The sequence below is a fragment of the Micromonospora sp. MH99 genome (assembly GCF_021442385.1).
In the GTDB taxonomy this organism is placed as follows: domain Bacteria; phylum Actinomycetota; class Actinomycetes; order Mycobacteriales; family Micromonosporaceae; genus Micromonospora.
Genome location: NZ_MUZA01000019.1, coordinates 13,073 through 37,232, shown reverse-complemented (window position 1 = coordinate 37,232; position 24,160 = coordinate 13,073). Strand labels below are relative to the sequence as shown.

Here is a 24,160-nt window from a genome sequence, read left to right as displayed (position 1 = left end):
ATGCGCGAGAAGGTGACCCGGCTGTTCGTCGCGGCGGCGATCGCCGAGGCCTGCTCCTGGCTGGCCCTGCTGGCCGGAATGGCCGTCAAGTACGGTCCGCCCGGCAATGAGCTGGGCGTCAAGATCTTCGGCCCGATCCACGGCGGCCTGTTCGTCGCGTACGGGCTGCTGGTGCTCGCGGTGGCCCGGCTGCGCCGCTGGAGCCTGCCGGTGAGCGTCGTGGCGCTGGCGTGCGCCGTGCCGCCGTTCGCCACCCTGATCTTCGAGCGCTGGGCACACCGCCGGGGCCTGCTCGGCAGCGTCGACCAGCCGACCCGCGAGCCCACGCCGGTCGGCTGACCCGCCGCCTAACCCGCGCGCTCGGGCGGGAGCCACGCCGGGTGCGGGCCCCCGCTCACTCCGTCAGGAAGTCGGCGAGCAGAGCGGCGAGCGCCTCCGGCGCCTCCTCGGCCATGTGGTGACCCGAGTCGACCGACGCCGCCCGTACGTCGTCGGCCCACTCCCGCCAGATGGCCGCCGGGTTGCCGTGCAACTCCACCATGTCGTCGCGCTCGGACCAGACGAACAGGACCGGGCAGCCGATCCTGTGCCCGGCCGCCCGGTCCGCGTCGTCGGCCGCGCGATCCGGCCCGAGCCCCGCGCGGTAGTCCTCGCACATTGCGTGCACGGTCGCCGGGTCGTGGATCGCCCGGTGGTAGTCCTCGTACGCCTCCTCGCCCATCTCGGCGGGGTCACCCCCGTACCAGGCGTCCGGATCGGCGTTGATCACCCGTTCCGCCGGCTTGTCGGTCTGCCCCAGGAAGAACCAGTGCCACCAGCGAGCGGCGAACCGGGCATCGCAGGTGCGCAGCGCCTCGCCGATCGGCACCCCGTCGAGCACGCCCAGGCGACTGACCCGATCAGGGTGGTCCAGCGCGGTGCGCATCGCCGCGTACGAGCCTCGGTCGTGGCCGACCACGGCGGCGCGCTCGTGGCCCAGCGCGTCGAGCAGCGCCACCACGTCGCGGGCCATGGCCCGCTTGGCGTACGCGGAGTGGTCGGGGGTGTCGGCCAGCTTCGTCGAACGGCCGTAGCCGCGCAGGTCCGGGCAGATCACGGTGTGCCGCCGGGCGAGCAACGGCGCCACCCGGTGCCAGGTGGCGTGGGTACGGGGATGCCCGTGCAGCAGCACAACGGGCGGGCCGGAGCCGCCGTGGCGGACCCGAAGGCGTACCGGACCGACGTCGATCTCGTCGAGGGTGAAGCCGGGAAACATGCCGGTGCCGGTGCCCGCCCCTCGCGGCCCGGAAACCCTCCGCGGGAGGAGGGGGGCCGTCCCCCGACGCTCAGGTCAGCGCGGAACAGGCCACCACACCGGCCAGCAGTAGAGCGCCGATCATCGCCTGCAACAGCAGCGGCGGCCCCAGGTGCGACCAGAGCGTCGCGGTACGCGGCGTGAGCAACTGCCCGGTGGTCAGGTTGACGATCCGCTCGATGCGCGGCGGCAACTCCGGATCCCGCTGCGGGCGCAGGGTGAGCTGCACCTGATCGGCCGGGTGCAGCGCGCTCTGCGGCAGGTGCCCGTGCAGCTCCACCTCGCAGAGCTGACCTGCGGTGTTGCGCAGGCGCACCGGGGTGACCAGGTATTCCGGGCCCTGCTTCAGCTCCTTCCAGCGTCGCCGGGTGCCGCCGCCGAACGAGAAGAGCGCGCGTAGCAGCAGGGCGGGCAGCCGGGCGAACGCCGCCGCGGCGAGCACCGCGACCAGCACCGGTTGGCCGACGCGTATCTCGCGGGTGTAGCCGTCGAGCAGGCGGACCAACCGCCCGGTGACGATCCGCTCCGTCGGGTGCACGATCCGTCGGGTATCGAGTCCGCTGTCCATCCCCACCACCGAGAGTCCGCTTGTGTTCACTGATCGTATCGATGTCCCCGGTTGAACGACGTGAATGAAACCTGGTCACGGGCTCACGGCCACGAGGTGACATCCCGGGCGAGCAGGGTAAGCGGGGGGCCGAGCTGGAAAGGGGTCGAGCATGCAGCTGTCCTTCCTGCGCCCGCTCTACGACCGACCCGGGCCGTGGTGCTCGGTGTACCTGGACGCCTCCGCGGACACGGAGGACGCCCACCCGGCACTGGACCTGCGCTGGCGCGCACTGGAACGGAGCCTTGCCGAACAGGGGGCCGACGAGGCGAGCATCGCCGCGCTGGACCGGGTGATCCGGGGTCACGACCCGATGGTCGGGGACTACGGCCTCGCCGTCTTCGCCAGCCACGGGCGGGTGGCGCTCTCCGAGTACCTGTCCGCGCCACCGCTGCGCGACCTGGCCAGTTTCGGGCCGCTGCCGCACGTGATGCCGCTGCTCGCCCAGCGCGGCGAGCAGGTGGCCTGGGTCCGGGTCGTGGCCGACCGCACCGGCGGCGACGCGATGGCGGTCAGCGCGGGCGGGGTGCCCCGACGGGCGCACGTCGCCGGCCGGGACAGCTTCCCGCTGCGGCGCGTCCAGCCCGGCGGGTGGTCCCAGTCGCGCTACCAGCGGGCCGCCATGGAGGCGTGGCACCAGAACGCCGGCGACGTGACCGCCGCGACGGTGGAGCTGGCCGACAAGGTGGGCGCCGACGTCGTGGTGGTGGCCGGTGACGTCCGGGCCACCGGGATGATCGCCGCCCAGATGCCGGAGCGCTGGCAGGACCTGGTCGTCCGCACGGACGCCGGATCCCGGGCCGGCGGCGCCGACCAGACCATGCTGGACGACCTCACCGTGCAGACCATCGCGGAGGTCGCCGACCAGCGGATCACCGCCGCGCTGGACCGGTTCGGCGTGCAGGAGGACGTCGGCGCCGGCCTCGACGCGGTCGTCTCCGCCCTGCAACGCAACCAGGTCGACACCATGCTCATCGTCGACGACCCGTCGGCCAACGGCGAGCTGTGGATCGGCCCCGAGCCGACCGAGATCGCCGTCGACCCGACCCAGCTCAGCGCGATGTCGGTCGACGACCCGCAGCGGGTACGCGCCGACGCGGCGCTGGTCCGGGCGCTGGTCGGCACCGACGCGGCGTTGACAGTGCTCGGCGCGGACGAGGCGCCCCAGCTCACCGACGGCGTCGGCGCGGTGCTGCGCTACGTCGACGAGGGCACCCCGGGGCGCGGCAATGGCTGAGCGCCGCGTCGCGGACCTGGTGGTGGAGCGGCTGCGCGCCTGGCGGGTCCCGCGCGCCTTCGGCTTTCCCGGCGCGGCGATCGCCCCGCTGGTCGAGGCGCTGGACCGCTCCGGAGGCGACCCGGCGTTCATCCCGGCCCGCCACGAGGAGACCGCCTCGTTCATGGCCACCGGGCACGCCAAGTTCACCGGCGGCATCGGGGTCTGCCTGGCCACCCAGGGGCCCAGCGCGGTGCAACTGCTCAACGGTCTCTACGACGCGAAGCTGGACAGCAAACCGGTCGTGGCGATCGTCGGCGAGGACGTCACCGGCCCCCTGGGCGGCGCGCACCAGCAGATCGGGTTGAGCCGGCTCTTCGGCGACGTGTGCAACCAGTTCGTGCAGTACGGCCGCAGCCCGGAGAGCGTGCCGGCGCTGCTGGACCAGGCGTTCCGCACCGCGGCGGCGACGCGCAGCCCGACCTGTGTGGTGCTGCCCCGGCACCTGCAGGAGGCAGTGGTGCCCGACCTGGGCACCCACGCGGTCGGCGTGATCACGGCGACTCCCGGCGAACCGCTGGCCCGGGTGCTGCCGCACGAGGTGGACCTCGACGCCGCCGCGCAGGTCCTCGGCAACGGCCAGCGCACCGCCATCCTGGTGGGGCAGGGGGGCCGGGGCGCCGCCGCCGAGATCGTCGAACTGGCCGACCGGCTCGGCGCCGGGGTGGCCACCTCGCTGCTGGGCAAGCCGGTCCTCGACGAGCGGCTGCCGTTTCACGCCGGGGTGCTGGGCGAGGTCGGCACGCCGGCCGCCGCCGAGCTGATGGGCGGCTGCGACACGCTTCTGCTGGTCGGCACCAACGACCCGTGGACCGACTACTTCCCGATGCCCGATCAGGCCCGGACCGTGCAGATCGACATCGACGGCACCCGCATCGGCAGCCGGTACCCGGCCGACGTGCCCCTGGTCGGGGACGCGGCCGAGACGCTGCGCGCGCTGCTGGCCCGGGTGCCGTCGCGGCCCCACCAGCAGTGGCGTGCCACGGTGGAGAGCGCCGTCGACCGCTGGCGGGCGACCGCCGCCGACCGGGCCGCCGCGCCCGCCGACCCGATCAACCCGCAGCTCGTGCTCCAGGAGCTCTCCACCCGGGTGCCGCAGACCGGGTCGGTAGCTGTCGACGTCGGCTCGGTCCTCTACTGGTACGCCCGGCACCTCGTCCTGCCGCCCGGGGTGAACGCCCAACTGTGCGGCACCCTCGGCTCGTTGGGCTGCGCCCTGCCGTACTCCGTGGCCGCCAAACTCGCCGCACCCGACCGGCCGGTGATCGCCCTGCTCGGCGACGGGGCCATGCAGCTCAACGGCCTCGCCGAGCTGATCACGGTGTCGCACCACTGGCAGCGGTGGGCCGACCCACGGTTGGTGGTCCTCGTGCTCAACAACCGCGACCAGAACGGCATGGGCGGCGGCCGGGCGCCGTCGTCCGACCCCACCCACCGCCGCCCGGACGTGCCGTACGCCGGCTGGGCCCGCCTGCTCGGGCTGCACGGTGTCCGGGTGGACCGCCCGGAACTGGTCGGCGCCGCCTGGGACGAGGCGCTCGCCGCGGACCGCCCGTGCGTCCTGGAAGCGGTGGTCGACCCGGCGGTGTCGTTGGCGCCGCCGGAGCCGGCCTTCGCCGACCTGCGCGGACTGTACGCCGACGGGGAACCGGCCCGGCGGGTACGCGAGCAGGTCGAGCAGGCGGTGGCCGTCGAGGATCTCGTTTAGGCGTACCTCACCAGGGCATCAGTAGCGGCCCGACGACGCTGGAGGTCACATGCTGGAGCCCGCCGACCGCCGCTACGGTCCTGCGCCCCTGCCGCAGCCGCGCGGCCCACTGTCCGTGGCGGTGACCGACGCGCTGCGGCAGCCGCCGCACGACCTGCCTCCCGACCTGGGCGCCGACCTGGACCCGGCGGACGCGTTCAGCGACGAGGACCTGCAACTGACCCTGTTCCTCTGTTACGAGCTGCATTACCGCGGCTGGAGCGGGGTGGACGAGAGCTGGGAGTGGCAGCCCACCCTGCTGGCCCTGCGGGCCCGCGTCGAGCAGCCCTTCGAGGCGGCGCTGCGTCGGCTGGCCGGCGCCCCGGCGGTACCGGCCGGCGGTGTCGCTGCCGGGCTGGGTGAGCTGGTCGCGGCCGACGACGGGCCGCCGCTGGCCGCCACGCTCCAGCGGCACGCCGACCTCGCCCAGTTCCGCGAGTTCGTCGCCCACCGCTCCGTCTACCACCTGCGCGAGGCGGACCCGCACAGTTGGGCGCTGCCCCGGCTCGGCGGTCCCGCCAAGGCCGCCCTCGTCGAGATCCAGACCGACGAGTACGGCAACGGCCGGCTGGACCGGATGCACTCCGAGCTGTTCCGGCGCACCCTCGACCGGTTGGGTATGGACACCGGCTACGGCGCCCATCTGGACGCGGTGCCCGCGGTGACGCTGGCGACGAACAACCTGATGTCGCTGTTCGGGCTGCACCGACGGCTGCGCGGGGCGCTGCTCGGGCACCTGGCGGCCTTCGAGATGACCTCGTCCCTGCCGAACCGCCGCTACGGCAACGGCCTGCGCCGGCTCGGCCTGGACGAGGTGGCGACCCGCTTCTACGACGAGCACGTGGAGGCCGACGCGGTGCACGAGCAGATCGCCGCGCACGACCTGTGCGGCGGCCTGGTCCGTACCGAGCCAGCGCTCGCCTCGGACGTGCTCTTCGGCGCGGCGGCGGCGCTCGCGGTGGACCGGCTGTTCGCGGCGCACCTGCTGGACAGTTGGGCCGCCGGCCGCAGCTCACTGCGGTCACCCGCGCCGCCGTCCCCGCCACCGTCCGTCCCGCTCGTCGGGCCGACCCCGGTGACACCTGTCGTCCCGCTGGCGCCGAGCGTGCTGGTCTGACCTGACCTGACCTGACCTGACCTGACCTGACCTGACCTGACCTGACCTGACCTGACCCGACCTGACCCGACCCGAACCGCCGGGCGGGCAGGCGGGTCCGCCCGGTCCAGTTCCGTCCTTTGCTCTGCTTCCGCCCAGGCGACAGTGACGGACCCTTTCCGTTGCGTCGGTGGAAGCAGAGCAAAGGGGTCGAGCGAGGTGGGTTCACCCCTCGCGGGCGACGCCCGCGCGGAAGTTGATCACCTTGTGGGTGCCGTCGCAGAACGGCTTGAGCGCCGACTTGCCGCACCGGCACAGAGCGACGGTGCCTCGGCGCGCGTCGATCCGCTCACCGTCCGGAGTGAGCAGGGCGAAGTCGCCGCGGACCAGCAGCGGGCCGTCCTCGTACGGGGTGATCGTGGCGGCGGACTCGCCAGTGTCCTCGGTGCGCATGAGCCCGGAAGTGCCCGCCCCGGCCGCGACGAAACCCGTGCGGGCGTCCGGGGTCCCTCAGGGCCGATCGTCCCCGCCGGCCCGCTCAAGCCGCCCGGAGCTGATCGTCGCCGAACGGCGTTGACCTGTGGATTGGTGCCGCCGGGTGGGTGATGCCCCGTTTGAACCCCATCGGGACGGGAAGCCGGGCCGCGTGGTGAGCGAACGAGGCAAGGTGGGCCCGGTGCACAAGGTGCACAAGGGGCTGACGGCCGACGGCGCCGGTCTGGCCGGCGACCGGGTCGTGGCCCAGGGCAGCGCCGCCCGGGTGCTGGTCGCCGCCACCGCCCGGGCGTTGCGTGGCGCGGACTGCGCCGACCTCGGGCACACTGGGCCCACGTCGCGGTTCCCGGGCGCCCCGGAGCCGGTACGCCGCGCCGCGGTGAGTCGGGCCGCCGGGCGGGTCGCCCTCACCGTCGAGCAGGTAGGTGAGGTGGACGCGGCCCGGGTCGCCCGCTGGTTCGTCAACCAGTACCCGCGCCGGAGCTACCCCGGCGTGCTCATCGGCTCGCCGCACGGTGCGGCCGCGCACCTCGCGGTGGCCCTGGGGGTGCCGTGGCTGCCCGCCGGCTTCGAGATGACCGCGCACTGGAGCGACGGCGCCGTGGACCGCCCGGAGGCGGCGCTGGAGCACGGCGGCGCGCTCGCCGAACGGCTGCTCGCCGGCAACCCCGACGTGCACCTGCGCCAGGTGCACTGCCCGGCCAGCCGAGGGCCGCTGACCGGGGCCACCGTGTCGCTGGCTGCCCGCTGGAAGGCGCTGCCGGCCGCGTACGCGCAGTTCCTGACCGACCGGCTGAGCGCGGGCGCCCCGATGCTGCTGGTCCGCGACGCGCGCACGTGGCCGGTGGTGGAGCGCGGCGCCGGGCACAGCTTCCAGGTCGGCTGCCCGGCCAGCGGGCTGGACCCGGTTGACTTCCACCCCGACAGCCACGCCCTACGGCAGGTCCTGCGCGCCGTGGGCGGGGACGCGACCCGGTGGACGCCGCCGGAGGTGTCGGCGCCGTCGGGCGACGCCGAGCACGGTGTGGACCCGGACTTCGAGCGGACCACGCGGGACTGGGCCGCGGCCCGGCAGCATCCGCTGCACCGGGTCCTGATGCCCCGACCGGCGGCGCTGAGCGCGGGCGTGGCCGACCTGTACCGGCGGTGGCTGCGGGCCGCCGGCAAGACCGGTGACCGGTTGGTGGTGGAGTGTGGGCGGCTGCTCGATCCGTGGCAGGTGGTACGGGCGGGGCTGGTGCCGTACTGGTGTGAGAACGCCACCCGGCGCAGCGTCGACGAGGCCGAGTGGTGGCTGGCCGGCAGCGAGACGTTCAGCTCGGTGGACGTTCTGCCCGAGCCTCCCGGGATGCGCTCGCCCGCCCTGGCCGGGCTGCCGCAGTGGCTGGCCGTCGCGGGCTTCGGCCGGCGGCGGCGGGCGCTGGACCGGACCTCCGCCCGGGGCTATCCGGTGACGTCCGTGCCGACGCGCCGGGCCACCGAGGTCCTGCGCGCCCAGCCGTACGACCTGCCCGCTCCGCCCCCGCTGGGGGCCGCTGAGGCCCTCTCGGTGCTCCGCGAGAGCGGCGGCCACCAGGGGTTGCTCGTCTCCTGAGGGGAGCACGCCGAAACTTCCTCGCGAACCCGGGGTCCCGTGATTGAGTACCTACGGAGCGGGAACATCGCTGGCTGCGACGGCCTGATTGCGCCGCGTAGAGGCGTTGTCGCCCGCTGGCATCCCAGTCACTGACCCACTTTCCGGCCCGGTGCGTGGCCCGACCACGCGCACGACCGGTTTCCCGATCCGGGCGGGGGACCTTCCTGAGGGAGGCGCGGATGTTCGGACAGACGAGCACGACCACGACCACACCACCACCCACCGAGCGTGGTCTGGAGGACCTGGACGCGGCGGCGCTGGCGTACGCGGCCCGGATCGAGGGGCTGCCGCCGGAGCGGCGGGGGGAGGCGCGCGACGACCTGGTGCGCTTCGCGCTGCCGTTCGCCGGGCGACTGGCCCGCCGGTACCGGGGCCGGGGGGAGCCGCTGGAGGACCTGGAGCAGGTGGCCCGCCTCGGGCTGGTCAACGCCGTCGACCGGTACGACCCGGAACGGGGTTCGTTCACCGCGTACGCGGCGATCACCATCGTCGGGGAGATCAAACGGCACTTCCGGGACCGCACCTGGGGTGTGCACGTGCCCCGGCGGCTGCGCGACCTGATCCTCGAGGTGGGCCAGGCCACCGCCGCGCTGACCAGCGAGCTGTCCCGGGCGCCGTCGGTGGCCGAGCTGTCGGCCCGCCTGGAGACGCCGCAGGAGGAGATCCTCGCGGCGCTGGAGTCGGCGGCCGGCTACAGCCCGGCGTCACTGAACGCGCCGGTCGGCGGGGAGAGTTCCGCGGAGTTCGGTGACCTGGTCGGCGAGTCGGACAACGCGCTGGAATCGGTCGACGACCGGGTGACGGTGAGCGGCCTGCTGCACCGGCTGCCCTGGCGCGAACGCCGCATCCTCGCCATGCGCTTCTACGGCAACCAGACGCAGGCGGAGATCGCCGCCCGGTTCGGCATCTCGCAGATGCACGTCTCCCGGCTGCTGTCGCGGGCGCTGACCTGGCTGCGGCAGGCCATGCTCGCCGACGCGCCACCGCCCTGGCAGAACGGCGCCGCCGAACCGGACCCGGGCAAGACCCGCATCTCGGTGCGGCAGAACGGCGACGGGGTCGTCGTCGAGGTCGGCGGCGAGGTGGACAGGGACGGCGCGGACCAGTTGCGCCGCGCGATGCTGGAGGCCGTCAACGGCCAGCCGAGCGAGGTCGTCGTCGACCTGGTCGGCGCGGGTGGCTTCGACGCCGGCGGAATCGCCGCGCTGATGGCGGGACACGAGGCGGCCGAGCGCACCGGCGTGCCGCTGCGGCTGACCCGGGTGCAGCCCGCGGTGCGCCGCTCGCTCACCGCCGCCGGCCTGGCGCCCGCCCGGGACTGACCGGCCGCCACGTACACACACGAAGAAGGGGCCCACACCACCAGCCGGTGGTGTGGGCCCCTGGCCGGGTACGCGGGTCAGCGGTCCTCGGTCTCGCCGTCGCTGTGCGGGTGCCGCCAGCGTTCGTGCGGCTTCGGCGCGTCCTCGGCGTCCTTGGGCGCATCACTCTCCTCGAAGCTCGGCCGGCGCACGCCTTCGGGCTCCGGCACGTCCACCGGGCGGGCGCCGGATTCCGGCGCGGGCTGGTACGCGGCCGCGTCCCGGGCGCCGTGCGCGCCTTCGGCGGCGGGTGACTCGGGCCTGTGGTGCTCCATGTGCAGCTCGTCGGCGAACTGCTGCGGCGGCTTCGTGGTGCGCTGCGGCAGGTCCCGGCCCAGGTCGGCGACGAGCGGGCCGTACTTCAGGTCGAACGCCGGACGCTCGGAGCGGATCCGTGGCATCTGGTCGAAGTTGCGCAGTGGCGGCGGGCAGCTGGTGGCCCACTCGAGGGAGTTGCCGAAGCCCCACGGGTCGTCCACCGTCACGATCGCCCCGTACCGCCAGGACTTCCACGCGTTGTAGATGAAGAACAGGGTGGACGCGCCGAGGATGAACGAGAAGATCGTGGAGATGGTGTTCAGGGTGGTGAAGCCGTCGGTGGGCAGGTAGTCGGCGTACCGGCGGGGCATGCCCTCGGCGCCCAGCCAGTGGTGCACCAGAAAGGTGCCGTGGAAGCCGATGAACATCGTCCAGAAGTGGGCCTTGCCGAGCCGCTCGTCGAGCAGTCGGCCGGTCATCTTCGGCCACCAGAAGTAGTAGCCGCCGAACAGCGCGAAGACCACGGTGCCGAACACCACGTAGTGGAAGTGCGCCACCACGAAGTAGCTGTCGTGGGTGTGCCAGTCGACCGGGGGACTGGCCAGCAGCACCCCGGTGAGGCCGCCGAGCAGGAAGGTGACCAGGAAGCCGATGGCGAAGAGCATTGGCGTTTCGAAGGTGAGCTGGCCCTTCCACATGGTGCCGATCCAGTTGAAGAACTTCACGCCGGTGGGCACCGCGATCAGGTAGCTCAGGATGCTGAAGAACGGCAGCAGCACCTGGCCGGTGGCGAACATGTGGTGCGCCCAGACCGTCATGGACAGCACGGTGATCGCGATGGTGGCCAGCACCAGCCCGGTGTAGCCGAAGATCGGCTTGCGGGAGAAGACCGGGATGATCTCGGTGATGATGCCGAAGAACGGCAGCGCGATGATGTAGACCTCGGGGTGTCCGAAGAACCAGAACAGGTGCTGCCAGAGCATCGGCCCGCCGGTGGCCGCGTCGTACACGTGCGCGTTGAGCAGTCGGTCCGCTGAGAGCGCGAGCAGCGCGGCGGCCAGCAGCGGGAACACCAGGATCACCAGCACGCTGGTGAACAGCATGTTCCACGTGAAGATCGGCATCCGGAACATGGTCATGCCAGGCGCGCGCAGGGTGAGGATCGTGGTGATCAGGTTGACCGCGCCGAGGATGGTGCCGAGCCCGGAGACGACCAGACCGAGCACCCACATGTTCGCGCCCACCCCGGGGCTGTTCTCCACGTCGCTGAGGGGGCTGTACGCGGTCCAGCCGAAGTCGGCCGAGCCTCCCGGGGTGAGGAAGCCGCCGATCACCATCAGCCCGCCGAACAGGTACAGCCAGTAGGCCAGCGCGTTGAGGCGGGGGAACGACACATCTGCTGCGCCGATCTGGATCGGCACGATGAAGTTGCCGAAACCGAAGGCCGCGGGCGTGGCGAACAGCAGCAGCATCACCGCGCCATGCGAGGTGAAGAGCTGGTTGTACTGCTCCGAGGACAGGAACTGCAGACCTGGGCGGGCCAGTTCGGCCCGCATCACCATCGCTTCCAGGCCGGCGAACACGAAGAAGGCGAAGGAGGTCAGCAGATACAGCAGACCGATCTGCTTGTGATCTGTGGTGGCGAGGAATTTGATCAACGAGTTGCCGGGGACCGGTGCCCGCAGGGCTCCGGGGAAGCCCCCGAAGCGGGCCGGTGCCAGGATCGCCGGGCCCCGATCGCGACCGGGTTCCGTGGTTACCCGCTTGGGCATGGTTGCTCACCCCGTCGTGACGGCAGAAAGGACGGGCGTGCCTACCCGACCCTCGCACCATGTAACCAGGCTTAAGCGGTAATTTCGGTCAGATCGCCGGTACCGGTCGAAGCCGCCACGTGCGCTCAGGTTGCCGGCAGCATCGCCCAGACGGCCTTGCCCTGGCCCGCCGGCACGCTGCCCCACCGCTGCGCCAGCTCGCGGACCAGCAGCAACCCTCGGCCACCCTCGGCCCGCAGATCCGGATCGGCGGGGGGCTGGGCGGCGGCCCGGCTGCCGTCCACCACGGCCAGGTGCAGGTACGGCCGACGCAGGGTCACCGTCACCTGCATGGGGGTGCCCGCGTGCCGGACCACGTTGCCGACCAGCTCGCTGAGCACCAGCGCTGCGGGGCCCGCCGCGTCGGGCAGGTTCCACCGGGCGCACGCGTCGCCGACCAGCTCCCGGGCCCGCCGGCAGGCCCCGGCGACCGGCTCCAGCCGGGCCCGCATCCGCAGCGCGCCGGCCGCGCCGGCCACCCGGGTCGCCTCCGCGCAGTCCGGCGACACCGGCACCACCCGGCAGGTCGTCGACTCGGCCAGCCAGCGGGCGGCGGCCGGAGGCGGCGCGCACAGCACCACCGGCACGGCCGGCCACTCCTCGGCCCGCCGGGCCGTCGCGGCGAACACTGACAGCGCCAGCCGGTCCCGCACGGTCACCCGCTCGAGGTCGACCACCAGCGCCTCCGGCTGGGCGGCCAGGGCCCCGTCCAGTGCCTGGTGCACCGACCGCATCGTGCCCAGATCGAGGGCGCCGGTGAGCTGGACGACCGCCACCGGTGCGGTCTCGCGCACCTCGCAGGTGATCCGGCTGGGCATCGGCGGGCCCTCGATTCGCTGGTCGGGTCGGGATCTGCCCACTACCCGAGGCCCCGCGGCGCCAAACCGGACCGGCCGGTCTCAGGACGCGCGTCACGTCCCGACGCGCAGGTCAGCGGCGTGCCCGGCCGGTCAGCAGACCCAGCGCGATCAGGCCCAGACCGAGGCCGAGGTGCAGCCAGTCGTCAGCGACGTTGACCGGCAGGACGTTCGCACCGGTGTCGTGATCCACCGCCACGCCGTACAGCCAGAGCACCAGGTAGACGGCGCCGCCGCCGATGAGGAACGTGCGGGCGCCGCTGGTCGTCCGCGCCAGCGCCAGGCCGGCCACCCCGAACAGCAGGTGGACGAGGTTGTGCAGCACCGACACCTGGAAGGCGCCGAACAGGAACGCGCCCGAGCCGTGCCCGGCGAACCGCAGATTGTCCGTACCGCTGGTGATCCCCGGGACGAAGCCGAGCACGCCGACCAGCAGGAAGAGCACGGACGCGGCGCTGGCCGCCCGGCGTACCGGCGGCTTGCCGTCGGCCGGGTTGGCCCGGGCCCGGGAGTGCGCCATCGGTCCGACCATCACCGGCTCCTCGCTGCGCGACGGGCGTGAGCGGTGCGCCTTCCCGTTGCCGCCGGCGGCAAACGCGCCGGCGGCAACGGGCGCGCTCAGACCGGTTGCAGGCGGGGCGCGGTGGCCAGCTCGCGGACCCGCTCGTACAGCTCGACGTAGCGCTCGGCCATCACCGCTGGCGTGAACCGCTGCGCGGCCACCCGCCGGCACTCGTCCGGGTCGAGCAGGTCGGCGGCCACCACGAGGTCGTCCAGTTCGTCCTCGTCGGCGGTGAGGAGGCCGGTGCGACCGTGCTCGATCAACTCCGGCAGGCAGCCCCGCGCGGTGGCCACCACCGGCGTGCCCAGGGCCAGCGACTCGACCACCGCCGTGCCGCCCGGCTCCTCCCAGCGCAGCGGGAACAGCGACGCGCGGGCGCTGGCCAGCAGGTCGTCACGCTCCTGACCGGCCACGGTGCCGATCCAGCGCACCAGATCACCGTCGACGTGCGGGGCCACCTCGTCGAGGAAGAACCGCACGTCCGGGTTCTGCCGGGCCTCGTCGCCCGCCGCCGCCAGGTCGGCCGGGCGATGGTACGGGCCGACGGGACCGGCCAGCACCAGCGGGACGCCGATCCGCTGCGCGAGCCGCGCGCCCACGTCCTGTCCCTTGCCCGGGTTGATCCGACCGAGGATGAGCAGGTGCTCGCCCTTGGGCGGGCGGGGCCGGCGGTCGGCGTCCACGGCGAGCGGCGTGGACAGGTGCACGTGACCCACCGAGTGCTCGCGCAGCGCCAACGGCGCCCGGGCCAGCTGCGACGCCGAGACGCCGTTGACCCGGACCCGGTCGCCGCCGTCCAGGCTGCCGTACAGCGCGGGGTGCTTGGCGAGGTCCCAGTGCAGGGTGTGCAGGGTCGGCGGCCCGGACGGCCCCATCGCGGTGAGGGTGGCCAGCCCGACCGCCTCCACGTGGTCGTGGACCAGGTCGATGTCGTCGCGGGAGTGCAGCTCACGGACCACGCCGGCCAGGTGCGCCTGGGCGATCCCACAGACCTGGTTGTACGGCCGCTGCAACGCCGCGAACTGCCCGTCGGCGAAGACCGACACCTTCTCGTCCACCGGCAGGCTGCTGCTGTCCACCGAGGCGAGCACCACCCGCACGCCGAGTCGCCGCAGCTCCGGCACCAGGGTGGCGATCACGTTCTCGATGCCGCCGTAGCCGGGCGGGGGCACCGACAGCCACGGGCCGGCGTTCATCAGCACGGTGAGGCTCATCGGCCGCGCTCCCGCATACCGGCCGGGTACGGCCGTACCCCGGCGCTCACGCCGCGGCCACCCGTCGACGGGGCACCCGGTGGCGCAGCTCGGCCAGCGGCGGGCGCTCCTCGATGGACACGTCGCTGACCACGATCTCCCGGTCGAGGTTCGGCAGTGTGTCCGACCCGCCCCGGCGGAACTGCGTGAGCAGCGCCTCCGGCATCATGCCGGGGCTGGCCCAGCCGCGTCGTTGCAGCCGGGACCAGGCGGTCAGCATGATCTGCGCGGACATCCGACCGAGCGCGGCCGTGTCCTGGTGGCGGTGTTTGCGCTCGCCCAGGTCGACCTGCGCCAACGCGTCCAGGCCGACCAGGTCCAGCAGGTCGATCATCATGGCCGTCTCCACGCCGTACCCGGAGACGAACGGCACCTGGGCCAGCACGTCGCGGCGAGCGGCGTACTCGCCCGCGAGCGGCTGCACGAAACCGGCCAGCTCGGGCCAGAAGAGGTTGAGCAGCGGCCGGGCCATCAGCTCGGTCACCCGGCCACCGCCGTCCTGCTCCACGCCCGCGGCACCGACCAGGGGCCGGTGATAGAAGCCCTTCACGAAGTCCACCGACGGGTCGGTGAGCAGCGGCCCCAGCAGCCCGCTGACGAAGTGCGGACGGAACTCCCGCAGGTCGGCGTCAATGAACGCCACCACATCGCCCTCGGCCGCGGCCAGCCCCGCCCAGAGCGCGTCCCCCTTGCCGGTGAGCCGGGGCAGACCCCGGGTCATCGCGTCCTGGCTGACGACCTCCGCGCCGGCGGCGCGCGCCACCTGCGCGGTGCGGTCGGTCGACCGTGAATCCACCACGATCAGTTCGTCGACGAGAGCGACCCGGTCCATCAGGTGTTCCCGGATGGTCGACACGATCGCGCCGACCGTCGCCTCCTCGTTACGTGCCGGCAGCACCACGCTGACCCGGCTCTCTCCCTTGGCGCGCAGCAGCCGGCGTGCCGGCCAGTCCGCCGCCGAGGTGGTCCGGTACGTGGCCCACGCCTCCACCACCGGTGACACGGTCGTATCCCGCACGGGCACCCCTCCGTTTCGTGCGTGGAACAAGCGGAGTCTTTAGTTCCCACTCGCCACCACGCGCTAACCGTTCCCAGGGCAACAGCTTGATCACGACGGTGACGTCGTGGCGTTCCCGGGGGATGAACGTTTGATTGCGCACACCCCAGGGGACTGCACCCACCGAAGTCGAAACGTTTTCGAAAGAGGTTGTCGAATGGGTGGATGCCGGGTGGGTCTCGTGGGAGCCGGCGGGGTGGCACAACGCCATGCGCGGGTGCTGTCCGGGTTCGACGACGTCGAACTGGTCGGGGTGACCGACGTGGCGCCGGAGGCGGCCTCCGCGCTGGCCGAGCAGCACGGCGGGCAGAGCTTCCGCGACGTCGCCGAACTGCTGGCCGCAGCCCCGGACGCGGTGTACGTCTGCGTGCCACCGTTCGCGCACGGTCCCGCCGAGGAGGCGGTGATCGACGCCGGGGTGCCGATGTTCGTGGAGAAGCCCGTCGCCGTCGACCTGGTCACCGCGGAGCGCATCGCCGGCCTCGTCGCCCGGCGTGGTCTGCGCACCGCCGTCGGGCACCACTGGCGCTATCTGAGCGTGCTCGACCAGGCCCGCGAGCTGCTCGCCGACCGCCCGGTGCAGATGGTCAGCGGCGCCTGGCTGGACAAGGTGCCGCCGGTGGCGTGGTGGTCGCGCCGCGACAGCTCCGGTGGCCCGGTGGTCGAGCAGGCCGCCCACGTGCTGGACCTGATCCGGGTGCTGGCCGGCGAGGTCACCGAGGTCACCGCGTACGGCAACGGCACGCCGCCACCGGTCGAGGGCGCCGACATCGACTCGGTGACCACCGCCACGCTGCGCTTCGCCAGTGGCGCGGTCGGCACGCTCAGCGCGGCCTGCGTGCTGGGCTGGAAGCACCGGGCCGGGCTGGAGATCCTCGCCGACGGGCTGGCCCTGGCGTTGAGCGAGGACGGTCTGCTGATCCGCGACGCCGACGGCGAGCGACACGTCCCGGCCGATCCGGAGGCCGCCCGGGTGGCGGTGGACCGCGCCTTCGTCGACGCGGTACGCGGCGTCGGCGACGACGTCCGCGTCCCGTACGCCGAAGCGCTGCGGACCCAGCGCCTGGCCCTCGCGGTGGCCGACTCGGCCCGCACCGGTCAGACGGTGCGGCTCGGCACGCCCGCCGCGCCGGTCGCGCTGTCCAGCGGGGTGACCGTCGATGCGTGATCGGGTGGTCACGGTCACCGCCCCCGGTCGGGTGGAGCTCGTCGAGCAGGAGGCCGCGGCGCTGCGCCCCGGCACCTTCCGCGTCGAGACGCTGTTCAGCGGCGTCTCCGCCGGCACCGAGCTGAGCTACGTCAAGGGCACGAACCCCTATGTGAACGTCACCTGGAACGCCGACCTGGGGCTCTTTCAGCCCGGCGACGCCAGCACCCCGTACCCGGTCACCCGGCTGGGATACATGCAGGTCGGCCGGGTGGTGGAGAGCGCCACGGCGGCGGTCCCGGTCGGCGCCGTCGGCGCGATGACCTACGGGCACCGCACGGGCTGGCTGGCCGACCCGGTCGCCGAGCGGTTCGTGCCGCTGCCCGACGACCTCGACCCGCTGCTCGGCGTCTACGTCGCGCACATGGGTCCGATCTGCGCCAACGGCCTGCTGCACGCCGCCGCCGACCTGCACGGCGCGGATGTCCGCTCGCTCGGCGACGGCGTACGCGGCCGGCGGGTCGCCGTGGTCGGCGCGGGCGTGGTGGGTCTCCTGACCGCCCTGCTGGCCCGGCGACACGGCGCCGCCTCGGTGGTGGTGCTCGACCCCACCCCGCGCCGCCGCGAGGTCGCCGAGGCGCTCGGCCTGGAAACCCTCGACCCGGACGCGGACGACCCGGCGGTGGTGCTCAAGACCCGGTGGGCGCACACCGCCGGCGACCGGGGCGCCGACGTCGTGTTCCAGTGCCGGGGGCAGGCGTGGGCGTTGCAGCTCGCGCTGCGGGTGTTGCGCCCGCAGGGCACCGTGATCGACCTGGCCTTCTACCAGGGCGGCGCGGACGCGGTCCGCCTCGGTGAGGAGTTCCACCACAACGGGCTGGCGTTGCGCTGTGCCCAGATCGGGCGGGTGCCGCGCGGTCTCGCGCCCACCTGGGACCGGGAACGGCTCTCCGCCGAGACCATCGACCTGCTGCGGACCCACGGTGACGTGATCCGCAAGCACCTGGTCTCGGCGGTGGTGCCGTTCGACGAGGCGCCCACCCTGCTCACCGACCTGGCCGAGCGCCGCCGCCAGGAGTTGCAGGTGGTCCTGGCGGTCTGAGGAGCCGTCGCGGCGTGAACCGGCCGGCTACCGTTCGCCCCATGAGCAACTCGAAGGACCGGCCGGTCGGCGACGCTCGCGCGAGCCGACCGGTCGGCCTGGCCGCGCTGCTGCCGTACCTGCGGGAGCACCGCGGCACCCTCGTCGCGGTGGGCGCGCTGTCGCTGCTCGGCTCGGCGGCGTCGCTGGCCCAGCCGCTGCTCACCCGGTCGGTGCTCGACCGGATCGGCGCCGAGGACCCGGTGTCGGCCCTGGTGGCGGTGCTGGTGGCGCTCGTGGTGCTCGGCGCGGCGATCGGCGGGCTGCGCGACTACCTGCTGCAACGCACCGCCGAGGGGCTGGTGCTGAGCACCCGCCGACGGCTGGCCGGTCACCTGCTGCGGCTGCCCATCGCCGAGTACGACAGGCGGCGCACCGGCGACCTGCTCTCCCGCGTGGGCTCGGACACCACCCTGCTGCGGGCGGTCGTCACCTCCGGGTTGTTCGAGACGGTCACCGGTGCGGTGATGGTGGTCGGCGCCGGCACCGCGATGGTGCTGCTCGACCCGCTGCTGTTCGGCGTCACCCTGCTCGGGGTGGGGCTGGGGCTGGGCTTCGCCGCCACCTTCGCCCGCCGGGTCCGGGCGCTGGCCCGCCTCGCCCAGGAGCGGATCGGCGAGATGACCTCGGCGGTGGAGCGGGCCATCTCGGCGGCCCGGACCATCCGGGCAAGCCGCGCCGAGGGCCGGGAGACGGAGACCGTCACCGGCAGTGCCCGCGAGGCGTACGCGGCGGGGCTGCGGGTGGCCCGGGTGCAGGCGCTGATCGGCCCGATCGGCTCGGTCACCGTGCAGGGTGCGTTCCTGCTGGTGCTGGGGATCGGCGGGGCGCGCGTCGCCGCCGGGGCGATCTCCGTCGGCGACCTGGTCGCCTTCGTCATGTACCTGTTCCTCCTGGCGTTGCCGCTGGGCCAGGTGCTGCGCGCGTACACCCAGTTGCAGTCCGGTCTGGGCGCGTTGCAGCGGATCGAGGAGATCCTGGCCGTGCCGGCGGAGGGCGCGGCGGACCCCTCGCCGGCTGCCGGAACCGCCACCGCTACCCCCCGCCGACCCGCCCCGATGATCGAGTTCGACCGGGTCGGGTTCGGCTACCCGGGCGGCACGCCGGTGCTGCACGACGTCAGCTTCGCGGTGCCGACCGGCACCCGTACCGCCCTGGTCGGCCCCTCGGGCGCCGGCAAGTCGACGCTGCTGGCCCTGGTCGAGCGCTTCTACGAGGTGAGCGCCGGCGCGGTCCGCGTCGACGGGGTCGATGTGCGGGAGCTGCCCCGCGACGCGCTGCGCGCCCGGCTCGGGTACGTGGAGCAGGAGGCTCCCGTGCTCGCCGGCACGCTGCGCGAGAACCTGCTGATCACCACACCCGACGCCACCGACGACCGGCTGCGCGAGGTCCTCGACGAGGTCAACCTGAGTCACCTGGTCCAGCGCACCCCGCAGGGGCTGGACGTGCAGGTGGGCGAGGGCGGGGTGCTGCTCTCCGGGGGCGAGCGGCAGCGGCTGGCCATCGGCCGGGCGCTGCTGGCCGGCCCTCCGGTGCTGTTGCTCGACGAGCCGACCAGCAACCTCGACGCGCGCAACGAGGCCGCGCTGCGCCGGGCCATCGACGCGGTGGCCGCCCGCCGGACACTGCTGATCGTGGCGCACCGACTCGCCACCGTGGTGGACGCCGACCAGATCGTCGTGCTCGACGGGGGCCGGGTGGTGGCCGTCGGCACCCACGCCGAGCTGACCGCCACCGACCCGCTCTACCGGGAGCTGGCCACCCACCAACTGCTGGTCGCCTGAGCCGGCGGCGACGCGGAATCGACATGCCGGCGGATACCCGACCGGCCGGGCCGCGCAAGGCGGCCGGAATCGCGTACCGTTGCCGCTCATGGGTGTGTCGCAACGGTTCAAGAGCAAGTTCCGGCGGTTCCTCCAGCGCCCGGGATCAACCGTGGATCTTGCTCCGCTGGAGAAGCTGCTGCCGGCGATCGAGGCGCGCGAGGATGACCTCGCCGCGCTGGACGACGCCGAGTTGACCGAGGCCGCCGGCGTCGCCGCTGGATACGAGGAGATCTGCGCCGTCGGCCGCGAGGCCGCCCGCCGGGGCCTCGACCAGCGACCGTACGACGTGCAGCTGCTCGGCGCGATGTCGCTGCTCTCCGGCAAGGTCGCCGAGATGGCCACCGGTGAGGGCAAGACGCTCACCGCCGCCGTCGCCGCGTACGGGCACGTCCGGCTCGGCAACGGGCCGGTGCACGTGCTCACCGTCAACGACTACCTGGCCCGCCGCGACGCCCAGTGGATGGAACCCATCTACACGCTGCTCGGCCTGACCGTCGGCTGGGTCAACGAGGCGTCCACGCCGCAGGAGCGGCGCGACGCCTACAACTGCGACGTCACCTACGTCTCGGTCAGCGAGGCGGGCTTCGACTACCTGCGCGACCAGTTGGTCACCGACGTGGCCGACCGGGTGCAGCCCGCGCTGGCCACCGCGATCATCGACGAGGCCGACTCGATCATGATCGACGAGGCCCGGGTGCCGATGGTCCTGGCCGGCGCGGTGCCCGGCGAGCAGGACCCGGTGCACGCCGCCGCCGCGCTCGTGCGCGGCCTGCGCAAGGGCCGGCACTACACGGTCGCCGAGGATGGGCGCAGCGTGGCCTTCACCTCCGCCGGCCTGGCCGCCGTCGAGGCCAAGCTCGGCATCGACCTGTACGACGAGGAGCACGTCGAGCAGCTCTCCGCGGTCCACGTGGCGCTGCACGCCCAGGCCCTGCTGCACCGTGACGTGGACTACATCGTCCGGGACGGCTCGGTCGAGCTGATCGACGAGATGCGCGGCCGGGTGGCGCAGCGCCGCCGCTGGCCCGACGGGCTCCAGGCGGCGGTCGAGGCCAAGGAGGGCCTGGACGCCACCGCCGAGGGCGAGGTGCTGGGCACGATCGCCGTGCAGGCGTTCATCGCGCTCTACCCGAAGGTGTGCGGCATGACCGCCACCGCGGTGCTGGTCGGCGACCAGTTGCGGGAGTTCTTCGGCCTGGAGGTCGCGGTGATCCCGCCGAACACCCCGTGTGTCCGCGAGGACGAGCCCGACCGGATCTACGCGACCCGCGCCGAGAAGGACGAGGCGCTGATCGACGAGATCCAGCGCTGGCACGCCAAGGGGCGGCCGGTGCTGGTCGGCACCCTCGACGTCAAGGAGTCCGAGGGGCTGGCCGCCGGGCTCAACGCGGCGGGCGTGTCCTGCGTGGTGCTCAACGCCAAGAACGACGACGAGGAGGCGGCGATCATCGCCGAGGCCGGCGCGTACGGCGCGGTGACCGTCTCCACCCAGATGGCCGGCCGGGGCGTCGACATCCGGCTCGGCGGCAGCGACCAGGCCGACCGGGACCGGGTGGCCGAGCTGGGCGGCCTCTACGTGATCGGCAGCGGGCGGCACGACAGCCGCCGCGTCGACGACCAGCTGCGGGGTCGCGCCGGCCGGCAGGGTGACCCGGGTGGCTCGGTCTTCTTCGTCAGCCTGGAGGACGACCTGGTCGTGCGGCACGCCGCCGACGCGGTGCCCCCGTCGCCGCGGATGAACGCGGACGGTCTCGTCACCGACGAGCAGGTCGACTACGCGGTCGAGCACGCCCAGCGGGTCGCCGAGGGCGTCAACCACGAGATCCACCGCAACACCTGGCGCTACAGCGTGGTGATCGAGCAGCAGCGCATCGCCCTGGCCGCCCGCCGGGAGCGGCTGCTGACCAGCGACGTGGCCGCGCTGATGCTGCTGGACAAGGTGCCCGAGAAGGCCGGCGAGATGGACGAGGACCTGCTCGCCCGGGTGGCCCGGTCGATCGCGCTCTTCCACCTGGACCGGCTCTGGGCCGAGCACCTGGCCGAGCTGTCGGAGGTCCGCGAGGGCGTGCACCTGCGGGCGCTGGGCCGGCTCGACCCGCTTGACGAGTTCCACCGGGCGGCGGTGCCGGCGTTCAACAACCTCGTCCCGGAGATCGAGGCCCGCACCATCGCCACGTTCACCGAGACCGAATTCGATGAGGATTGGGAGCCCGAGGACGGCACCCTGATCCGGCCGACCGCCACCTGGACGTACCTGGTGCACGACAACCCGTTCGGCTCCGAGCTCGACCGGCTGATCGCCTCGATCGGGCGGCGGCTCAGCGGCGCGTCGCGCTGACCTGACCGTCAGGGGCCTCTGCCACACCTCCCGGTGTGGCGGAGGCCCCTGCTTACGCCGTTTCGATCCCGGTTTGCGAGGGTAGTAGGGCTGGTCGGTCAACTCGGAAGAGAGCAGACGATGGCACACGTGACGACGTCGGCGGGATGCACGCGAGGGCGTTCGAGGGCAGTGGAACGGTGAACCTGGACACGCGGGAACCGGTGTTCGAGCGACTCGGTGTGCTGGAGACCGCCGCGCTGTTGCGGGAGCTGACCGCCGGCCTGATCGCGTTGACCGATTTCGACGAGGCGCTGCTGGCGCTGGTGCGGGTCACCCGCGACGCGGTGGCCGGGGTGCGGTGGTGCGGTTTCACCGCGCTGCGGGCCGGCGAGCCGGCCAGTGTGGCCGCCTCCGACGAGCGGCTGGCCTGCCTCGACGACCTGCGTTACGGGCCCGACTCGCCGGCGATGAGCGCGATCCGGCGTCGCGAGATGATCCTCGCGGTGGACCTGAGCGGCGAGTCACGCTGGCCGGCCTGGACGCCGCGCGCCCGCGACCTCGGCGTCCGAGGGGTCATCTCCGCCCCGCTGGACATCGACGACCAGGTCATCGGGGCGATCAATCTGTACGCTGCCGCGCCCGACGTCCTCACCCCGCAGCACCAGTTGACAGCGATGCTGCTCGCCGAACACGCCGGCCTGCTGCTGGCCGCCGTCCGGGACCGGAGCCGCCAGCAGGCGCTCGCCGGTGAGCGGGACGCCTCGCTCCTGCACGACGGTGTCGTCGGGCAGGCCGTCGGTGTGATCATGACGCAGCGCGGCTGCCCGGCGGCCGAGGCCCTGGACGTGCTGCGGACCGCCGCCTCGTCCCTGGACATCCCGCTGCGCGAGGTGGCCGAACGCCTCATCCGGACGGTCTCCCGCCCCCGCGAGAGCTGACCCGCCCCGCGCGGTGCCGCCGTGCCCGTTCTCCCGGTCGGCGGCGAGTCGGGCGGCGTCGTTTCGTGCCTCGTGGGCCCGGGTAGCACTCTGGTACTGGTGAGCTGCGCCGACCCTGGGGAGGACCGATGCAGAGCCGGCTGCGGGTGCAGGGGCATCCCATCCAACCGATGCTGGTGACGTTCCCGCTGGGGCTCTTCGTCAGCGCCGCCGTCTTCGACCTCACGGACGTCATCGGCGGGCCGGCCTTCCTCGGTGAGGTCGGCTACTGGACCGGTGTCGCCGCCCTGTTCGCCGCCGCGATGACGGCGGTCGCGGGCATGGTCGACCTGTGGGACGTGCCGGTCGACGGCACCCGCCGCACCGCCATCGCCTTCAACCTGGTGAACGCGGCAATGGCGGGCCTGTTCCTGGTCACCTGCCTGGTGCGCGCCCACTCGCCGGACCGGGGCGCGACGGTCGCGATCCTGGCCACCGAGCTGGTCGCGCTGACCGCCGGTGGAATGGGTGTGCACCTCGGCGCGCGGCTCATGCGCCAGTTCGACACGGGTCGGACCGACACCGGCAGCCTGGACACCCTCGCGGGTGGCACCGTCGAGGTCGCCCGTCCCCGCCCGTGACCGGCCGGGCGCACGCGCCCGCAAATCGGTTGCCCGCCGTCCGGCCGGCCGGCGAGGCTGACCGCCATGAGCGCCGAACGTGATGCCGAGGAGTTGATCGCGGAGGCGGCCGCCGCGCCGGTCGACGGGTGGGGCTTCGACTGGCTGGCCGGTCGGGCCACCGAGGAACGTCCACCCTGGGGGTACGCCGGGTTGGTCGCCGAACGGATGGCGCGCGCCGACGCCGCGCTGGACGTGGACACCGGTGGCGGCGAGGTGCTGGCCGGGATTCCGTACCCGCCGAAGGTGTTGGTGGCGACCGAGGCGTGGCCGCCGAACGTCGACGTCGCCCGGCGGACCCTGCGTCCGCTCGGAGCGACGGTGGTGGCGGTCGCCCCCGACTCGGCGCTGCCGTTTCGGGACGGGTCCTTCGACCTGGTGGTCAGCCGGCACCCGGTGCGCACCGACTGGGCCCAGACGGCCCGGGTGCTGCGCCCCGGCGGCACGTACCTGTCCCAGCAGATCGGTCCGGGCACCATGCGGGAGCTGAGCGAGGCGATCCTCGGCCCGCTGCCTCCGCCGGACGGGCGGCACCCGGAGGCAGCGGTCGCCGCGGCCGAGGCCGCCGGGCTGCGGGTGGTCGACCTGCGCCGGGCCACGCTGCGCGCGGCCTTTCACGACATCGGCGCGGTCGTCTGGTTCCTGCGCAAGGTGGTCTGGACGGTGCCGGGTTTCACGGTGGACCGCTACCGCCCCGAACTGCTCGCCCTGCACCGGCGCATCACCGCCGAGGGCGCCTTCGTCGCCCACGCCCGACGTTTCCTCATCGAGGCCACCCGCCCCGCCGCCACGCGGTGACCATGACGTATCCCCGGGGCG

21 protein-coding genes are annotated in these 24,160 nt (G+C 73.5%); 13 read left to right on the top strand and 8 right to left on the bottom strand.

The window, feature by feature from the left end; all coding sequences use genetic code 11:
• On the top strand, nucleotides 1–339 hold the full coding sequence (locus B0E54_RS13000; RefSeq protein WP_234583633.1) for a DUF3817 domain-containing protein: 339 nt from the start codon (nucleotides 1–3) through the stop codon (nucleotides 337–339).
• A gap of 55 nt (nucleotides 340–394) precedes the next feature.
• Here B0E54_RS13000 and B0E54_RS12995 read toward each other — a convergent pair whose 3' ends face one another.
• Both B0E54_RS12995 and B0E54_RS12990 read right to left on the bottom strand, forming a co-directional pair.
• On the bottom strand, nucleotides 395–1,255 hold the full coding sequence (locus B0E54_RS12995; protein ID WP_234583631.1) for an alpha/beta fold hydrolase: 861 nt from the start codon (nucleotides 1,253–1,255) through the stop codon (nucleotides 395–397).
• A 70-nt stretch (nucleotides 1,256–1,325) separates the two neighbouring features.
• Nucleotides 1,326–1,871 carry a hypothetical protein gene (locus tag B0E54_RS12990; protein ID WP_234583701.1) on the bottom strand — a complete coding sequence of 182 codons (546 nt, stop codon included), beginning with the start codon at nucleotides 1,869–1,871 and terminating at the stop codon, nucleotides 1,326–1,328.
• Nucleotides 1,872–2,013: 142 nt separating this feature from the next.
• On the opposite strand from B0E54_RS12990, the gene B0E54_RS12985 reads away from it, so the two are divergent.
• The 3 genes from B0E54_RS12985 to B0E54_RS12975 are packed head-to-tail and all read left to right on the top strand — an operon-like array spanning nucleotide 2,014 to nucleotide 6,041.
• Nucleotides 2,014–3,138, top strand: a complete 1,125-nt coding sequence (locus B0E54_RS12985) for a Vms1/Ankzf1 family peptidyl-tRNA hydrolase (RefSeq protein WP_234583630.1) — start codon at nucleotides 2,014–2,016, stop codon at nucleotides 3,136–3,138.
• Complete coding sequence (locus B0E54_RS12980) at nucleotides 3,131–4,885, top strand: thiamine pyrophosphate-binding protein (protein WP_234583629.1); 1,755 nt, start codon at nucleotides 3,131–3,133, stop codon at nucleotides 4,883–4,885. The genes B0E54_RS12985 and B0E54_RS12980 overlap by 8 nt, the downstream gene beginning before the upstream one ends.
• 49 nt (nucleotides 4,886–4,934) lie before the next feature.
• Nucleotides 4,935–6,041, top strand: a complete 1,107-nt coding sequence (locus B0E54_RS12975) for an iron-containing redox enzyme family protein (RefSeq protein WP_234583628.1) — start codon at nucleotides 4,935–4,937, stop codon at nucleotides 6,039–6,041.
• Between the two features lie 204 nt (nucleotides 6,042–6,245).
• On the opposite strand, the gene B0E54_RS12970 is transcribed toward B0E54_RS12975, so the two are convergent.
• On the bottom strand, nucleotides 6,246–6,473 hold the full coding sequence (locus B0E54_RS12970; RefSeq protein ID WP_234583627.1) for a CDGSH iron-sulfur domain-containing protein: 228 nt from the start codon (nucleotides 6,471–6,473) through the stop codon (nucleotides 6,246–6,248).
• A 223-nt stretch (nucleotides 6,474–6,696) separates the two neighbouring features.
• Between B0E54_RS12970 and B0E54_RS12965 the strand changes: the two genes are divergently transcribed.
• Together B0E54_RS12965 and B0E54_RS12960 are read left to right on the top strand one after the other, a co-directional pair.
• The gene (locus tag B0E54_RS12965; RefSeq protein WP_374109267.1) at nucleotides 6,697–8,109 is read left to right on the top strand and encodes a hypothetical protein; all 1,413 of its coding nucleotides are present in this window, start codon (nucleotides 6,697–6,699) and stop codon (nucleotides 8,107–8,109) included.
• Nucleotides 8,110–8,330: 221 nt separating this feature from the next.
• On the top strand, nucleotides 8,331–9,473 hold the full coding sequence (locus tag B0E54_RS12960; RefSeq protein ID WP_234583626.1) for a SigB/SigF/SigG family RNA polymerase sigma factor: 1,143 nt from the start codon (nucleotides 8,331–8,333) through the stop codon (nucleotides 9,471–9,473).
• Nucleotides 9,474–9,550: 77 nt separating this feature from the next.
• Here B0E54_RS12960 and ctaD read toward each other — a convergent pair whose 3' ends face one another.
• The 5 genes from ctaD to B0E54_RS12935 form a co-directional block, all read right to left on the bottom strand.
• Entirely contained in the window at nucleotides 9,551–11,542 is a 1,992-nt protein-coding gene (gene ctaD / locus B0E54_RS12955) for a cytochrome c oxidase subunit I (RefSeq protein WP_234583625.1), read from the bottom strand.
• Nucleotides 11,543–11,667: 125 nt separating this feature from the next.
• On the bottom strand, nucleotides 11,668–12,399 hold the full coding sequence (locus B0E54_RS12950; RefSeq protein WP_234583624.1) for an ATP-binding protein: 732 nt from the start codon (nucleotides 12,397–12,399) through the stop codon (nucleotides 11,668–11,670).
• A 112-nt stretch (nucleotides 12,400–12,511) separates the two neighbouring features.
• Nucleotides 12,512–12,970 (bottom strand): DUF4383 domain-containing protein, encoded by a 459-nt coding sequence (locus B0E54_RS12945; RefSeq protein WP_374109266.1) that lies wholly within the window; start codon nucleotides 12,968–12,970, stop codon nucleotides 12,512–12,514.
• 86 nt (nucleotides 12,971–13,056) lie between these two features.
• Complete coding sequence (locus B0E54_RS12940) at nucleotides 13,057–14,214, bottom strand: glycosyltransferase (RefSeq protein WP_234583622.1); 1,158 nt, start codon at nucleotides 14,212–14,214, stop codon at nucleotides 13,057–13,059.
• Nucleotides 14,215–14,260: 46 nt separating this feature from the next.
• Nucleotides 14,261–15,244, bottom strand: a complete 984-nt coding sequence (locus B0E54_RS12935) for a glucosyl-3-phosphoglycerate synthase (protein WP_234583697.1) — start codon at nucleotides 15,242–15,244, stop codon at nucleotides 14,261–14,263.
• A 223-nt stretch (nucleotides 15,245–15,467) separates the two neighbouring features.
• Here B0E54_RS12935 and B0E54_RS12930 point away from each other — a divergent pair, with 223 nt between their 5' ends.
• The 7 genes from B0E54_RS12930 to B0E54_RS12900 all read left to right on the top strand — a co-directional run bounded on the left by B0E54_RS12930 (nucleotide 15,468) and on the right by B0E54_RS12900 (nucleotide 24,139).
• Complete coding sequence (locus B0E54_RS12930) at nucleotides 15,468–16,478, top strand: Gfo/Idh/MocA family protein (protein ID WP_234583620.1); 1,011 nt, start codon at nucleotides 15,468–15,470, stop codon at nucleotides 16,476–16,478.
• On the top strand, nucleotides 16,471–17,559 hold the full coding sequence (locus B0E54_RS12925; protein ID WP_234583619.1) for a zinc-binding alcohol dehydrogenase: 1,089 nt from the start codon (nucleotides 16,471–16,473) through the stop codon (nucleotides 17,557–17,559). The genes B0E54_RS12930 and B0E54_RS12925 overlap by 8 nt, the downstream gene beginning before the upstream one ends.
• Before the next feature lie 41 nt (nucleotides 17,560–17,600).
• Nucleotides 17,601–19,382 (top strand): ABC transporter ATP-binding protein, encoded by a 1,782-nt coding sequence (locus tag B0E54_RS12920; RefSeq protein ID WP_234583617.1) that lies wholly within the window; start codon nucleotides 17,601–17,603, stop codon nucleotides 19,380–19,382.
• Between the two features lie 88 nt (nucleotides 19,383–19,470).
• Nucleotides 19,471–21,762 carry an accessory Sec system translocase SecA2 gene (gene secA2, locus B0E54_RS12915; protein ID WP_234583616.1) on the top strand — a complete coding sequence of 764 codons (2,292 nt, stop codon included), beginning with the start codon at nucleotides 19,471–19,473 and terminating at the stop codon, nucleotides 21,760–21,762.
• A 179-nt stretch (nucleotides 21,763–21,941) separates the two neighbouring features.
• On the top strand, nucleotides 21,942–22,682 hold the full coding sequence (locus B0E54_RS12910) for a GAF and ANTAR domain-containing protein (RefSeq protein ID WP_234583615.1): 741 nt from the start codon (nucleotides 21,942–21,944) through the stop codon (nucleotides 22,680–22,682).
• 128 nt (nucleotides 22,683–22,810) lie between these two features.
• A complete protein-coding gene (locus tag B0E54_RS12905; RefSeq protein ID WP_234583613.1) occupies nucleotides 22,811–23,302 on the top strand; it encodes a DUF2231 domain-containing protein in 492 nt (163 codons plus the stop codon).
• Nucleotides 23,303–23,368: 66 nt separating this feature from the next.
• Nucleotides 23,369–24,139 (top strand): class I SAM-dependent methyltransferase, encoded by a 771-nt coding sequence (locus B0E54_RS12900; protein ID WP_234583611.1) that lies wholly within the window; start codon nucleotides 23,369–23,371, stop codon nucleotides 24,137–24,139.
• Nucleotides 24,140–24,160 lie beyond the last annotated feature (21 nt).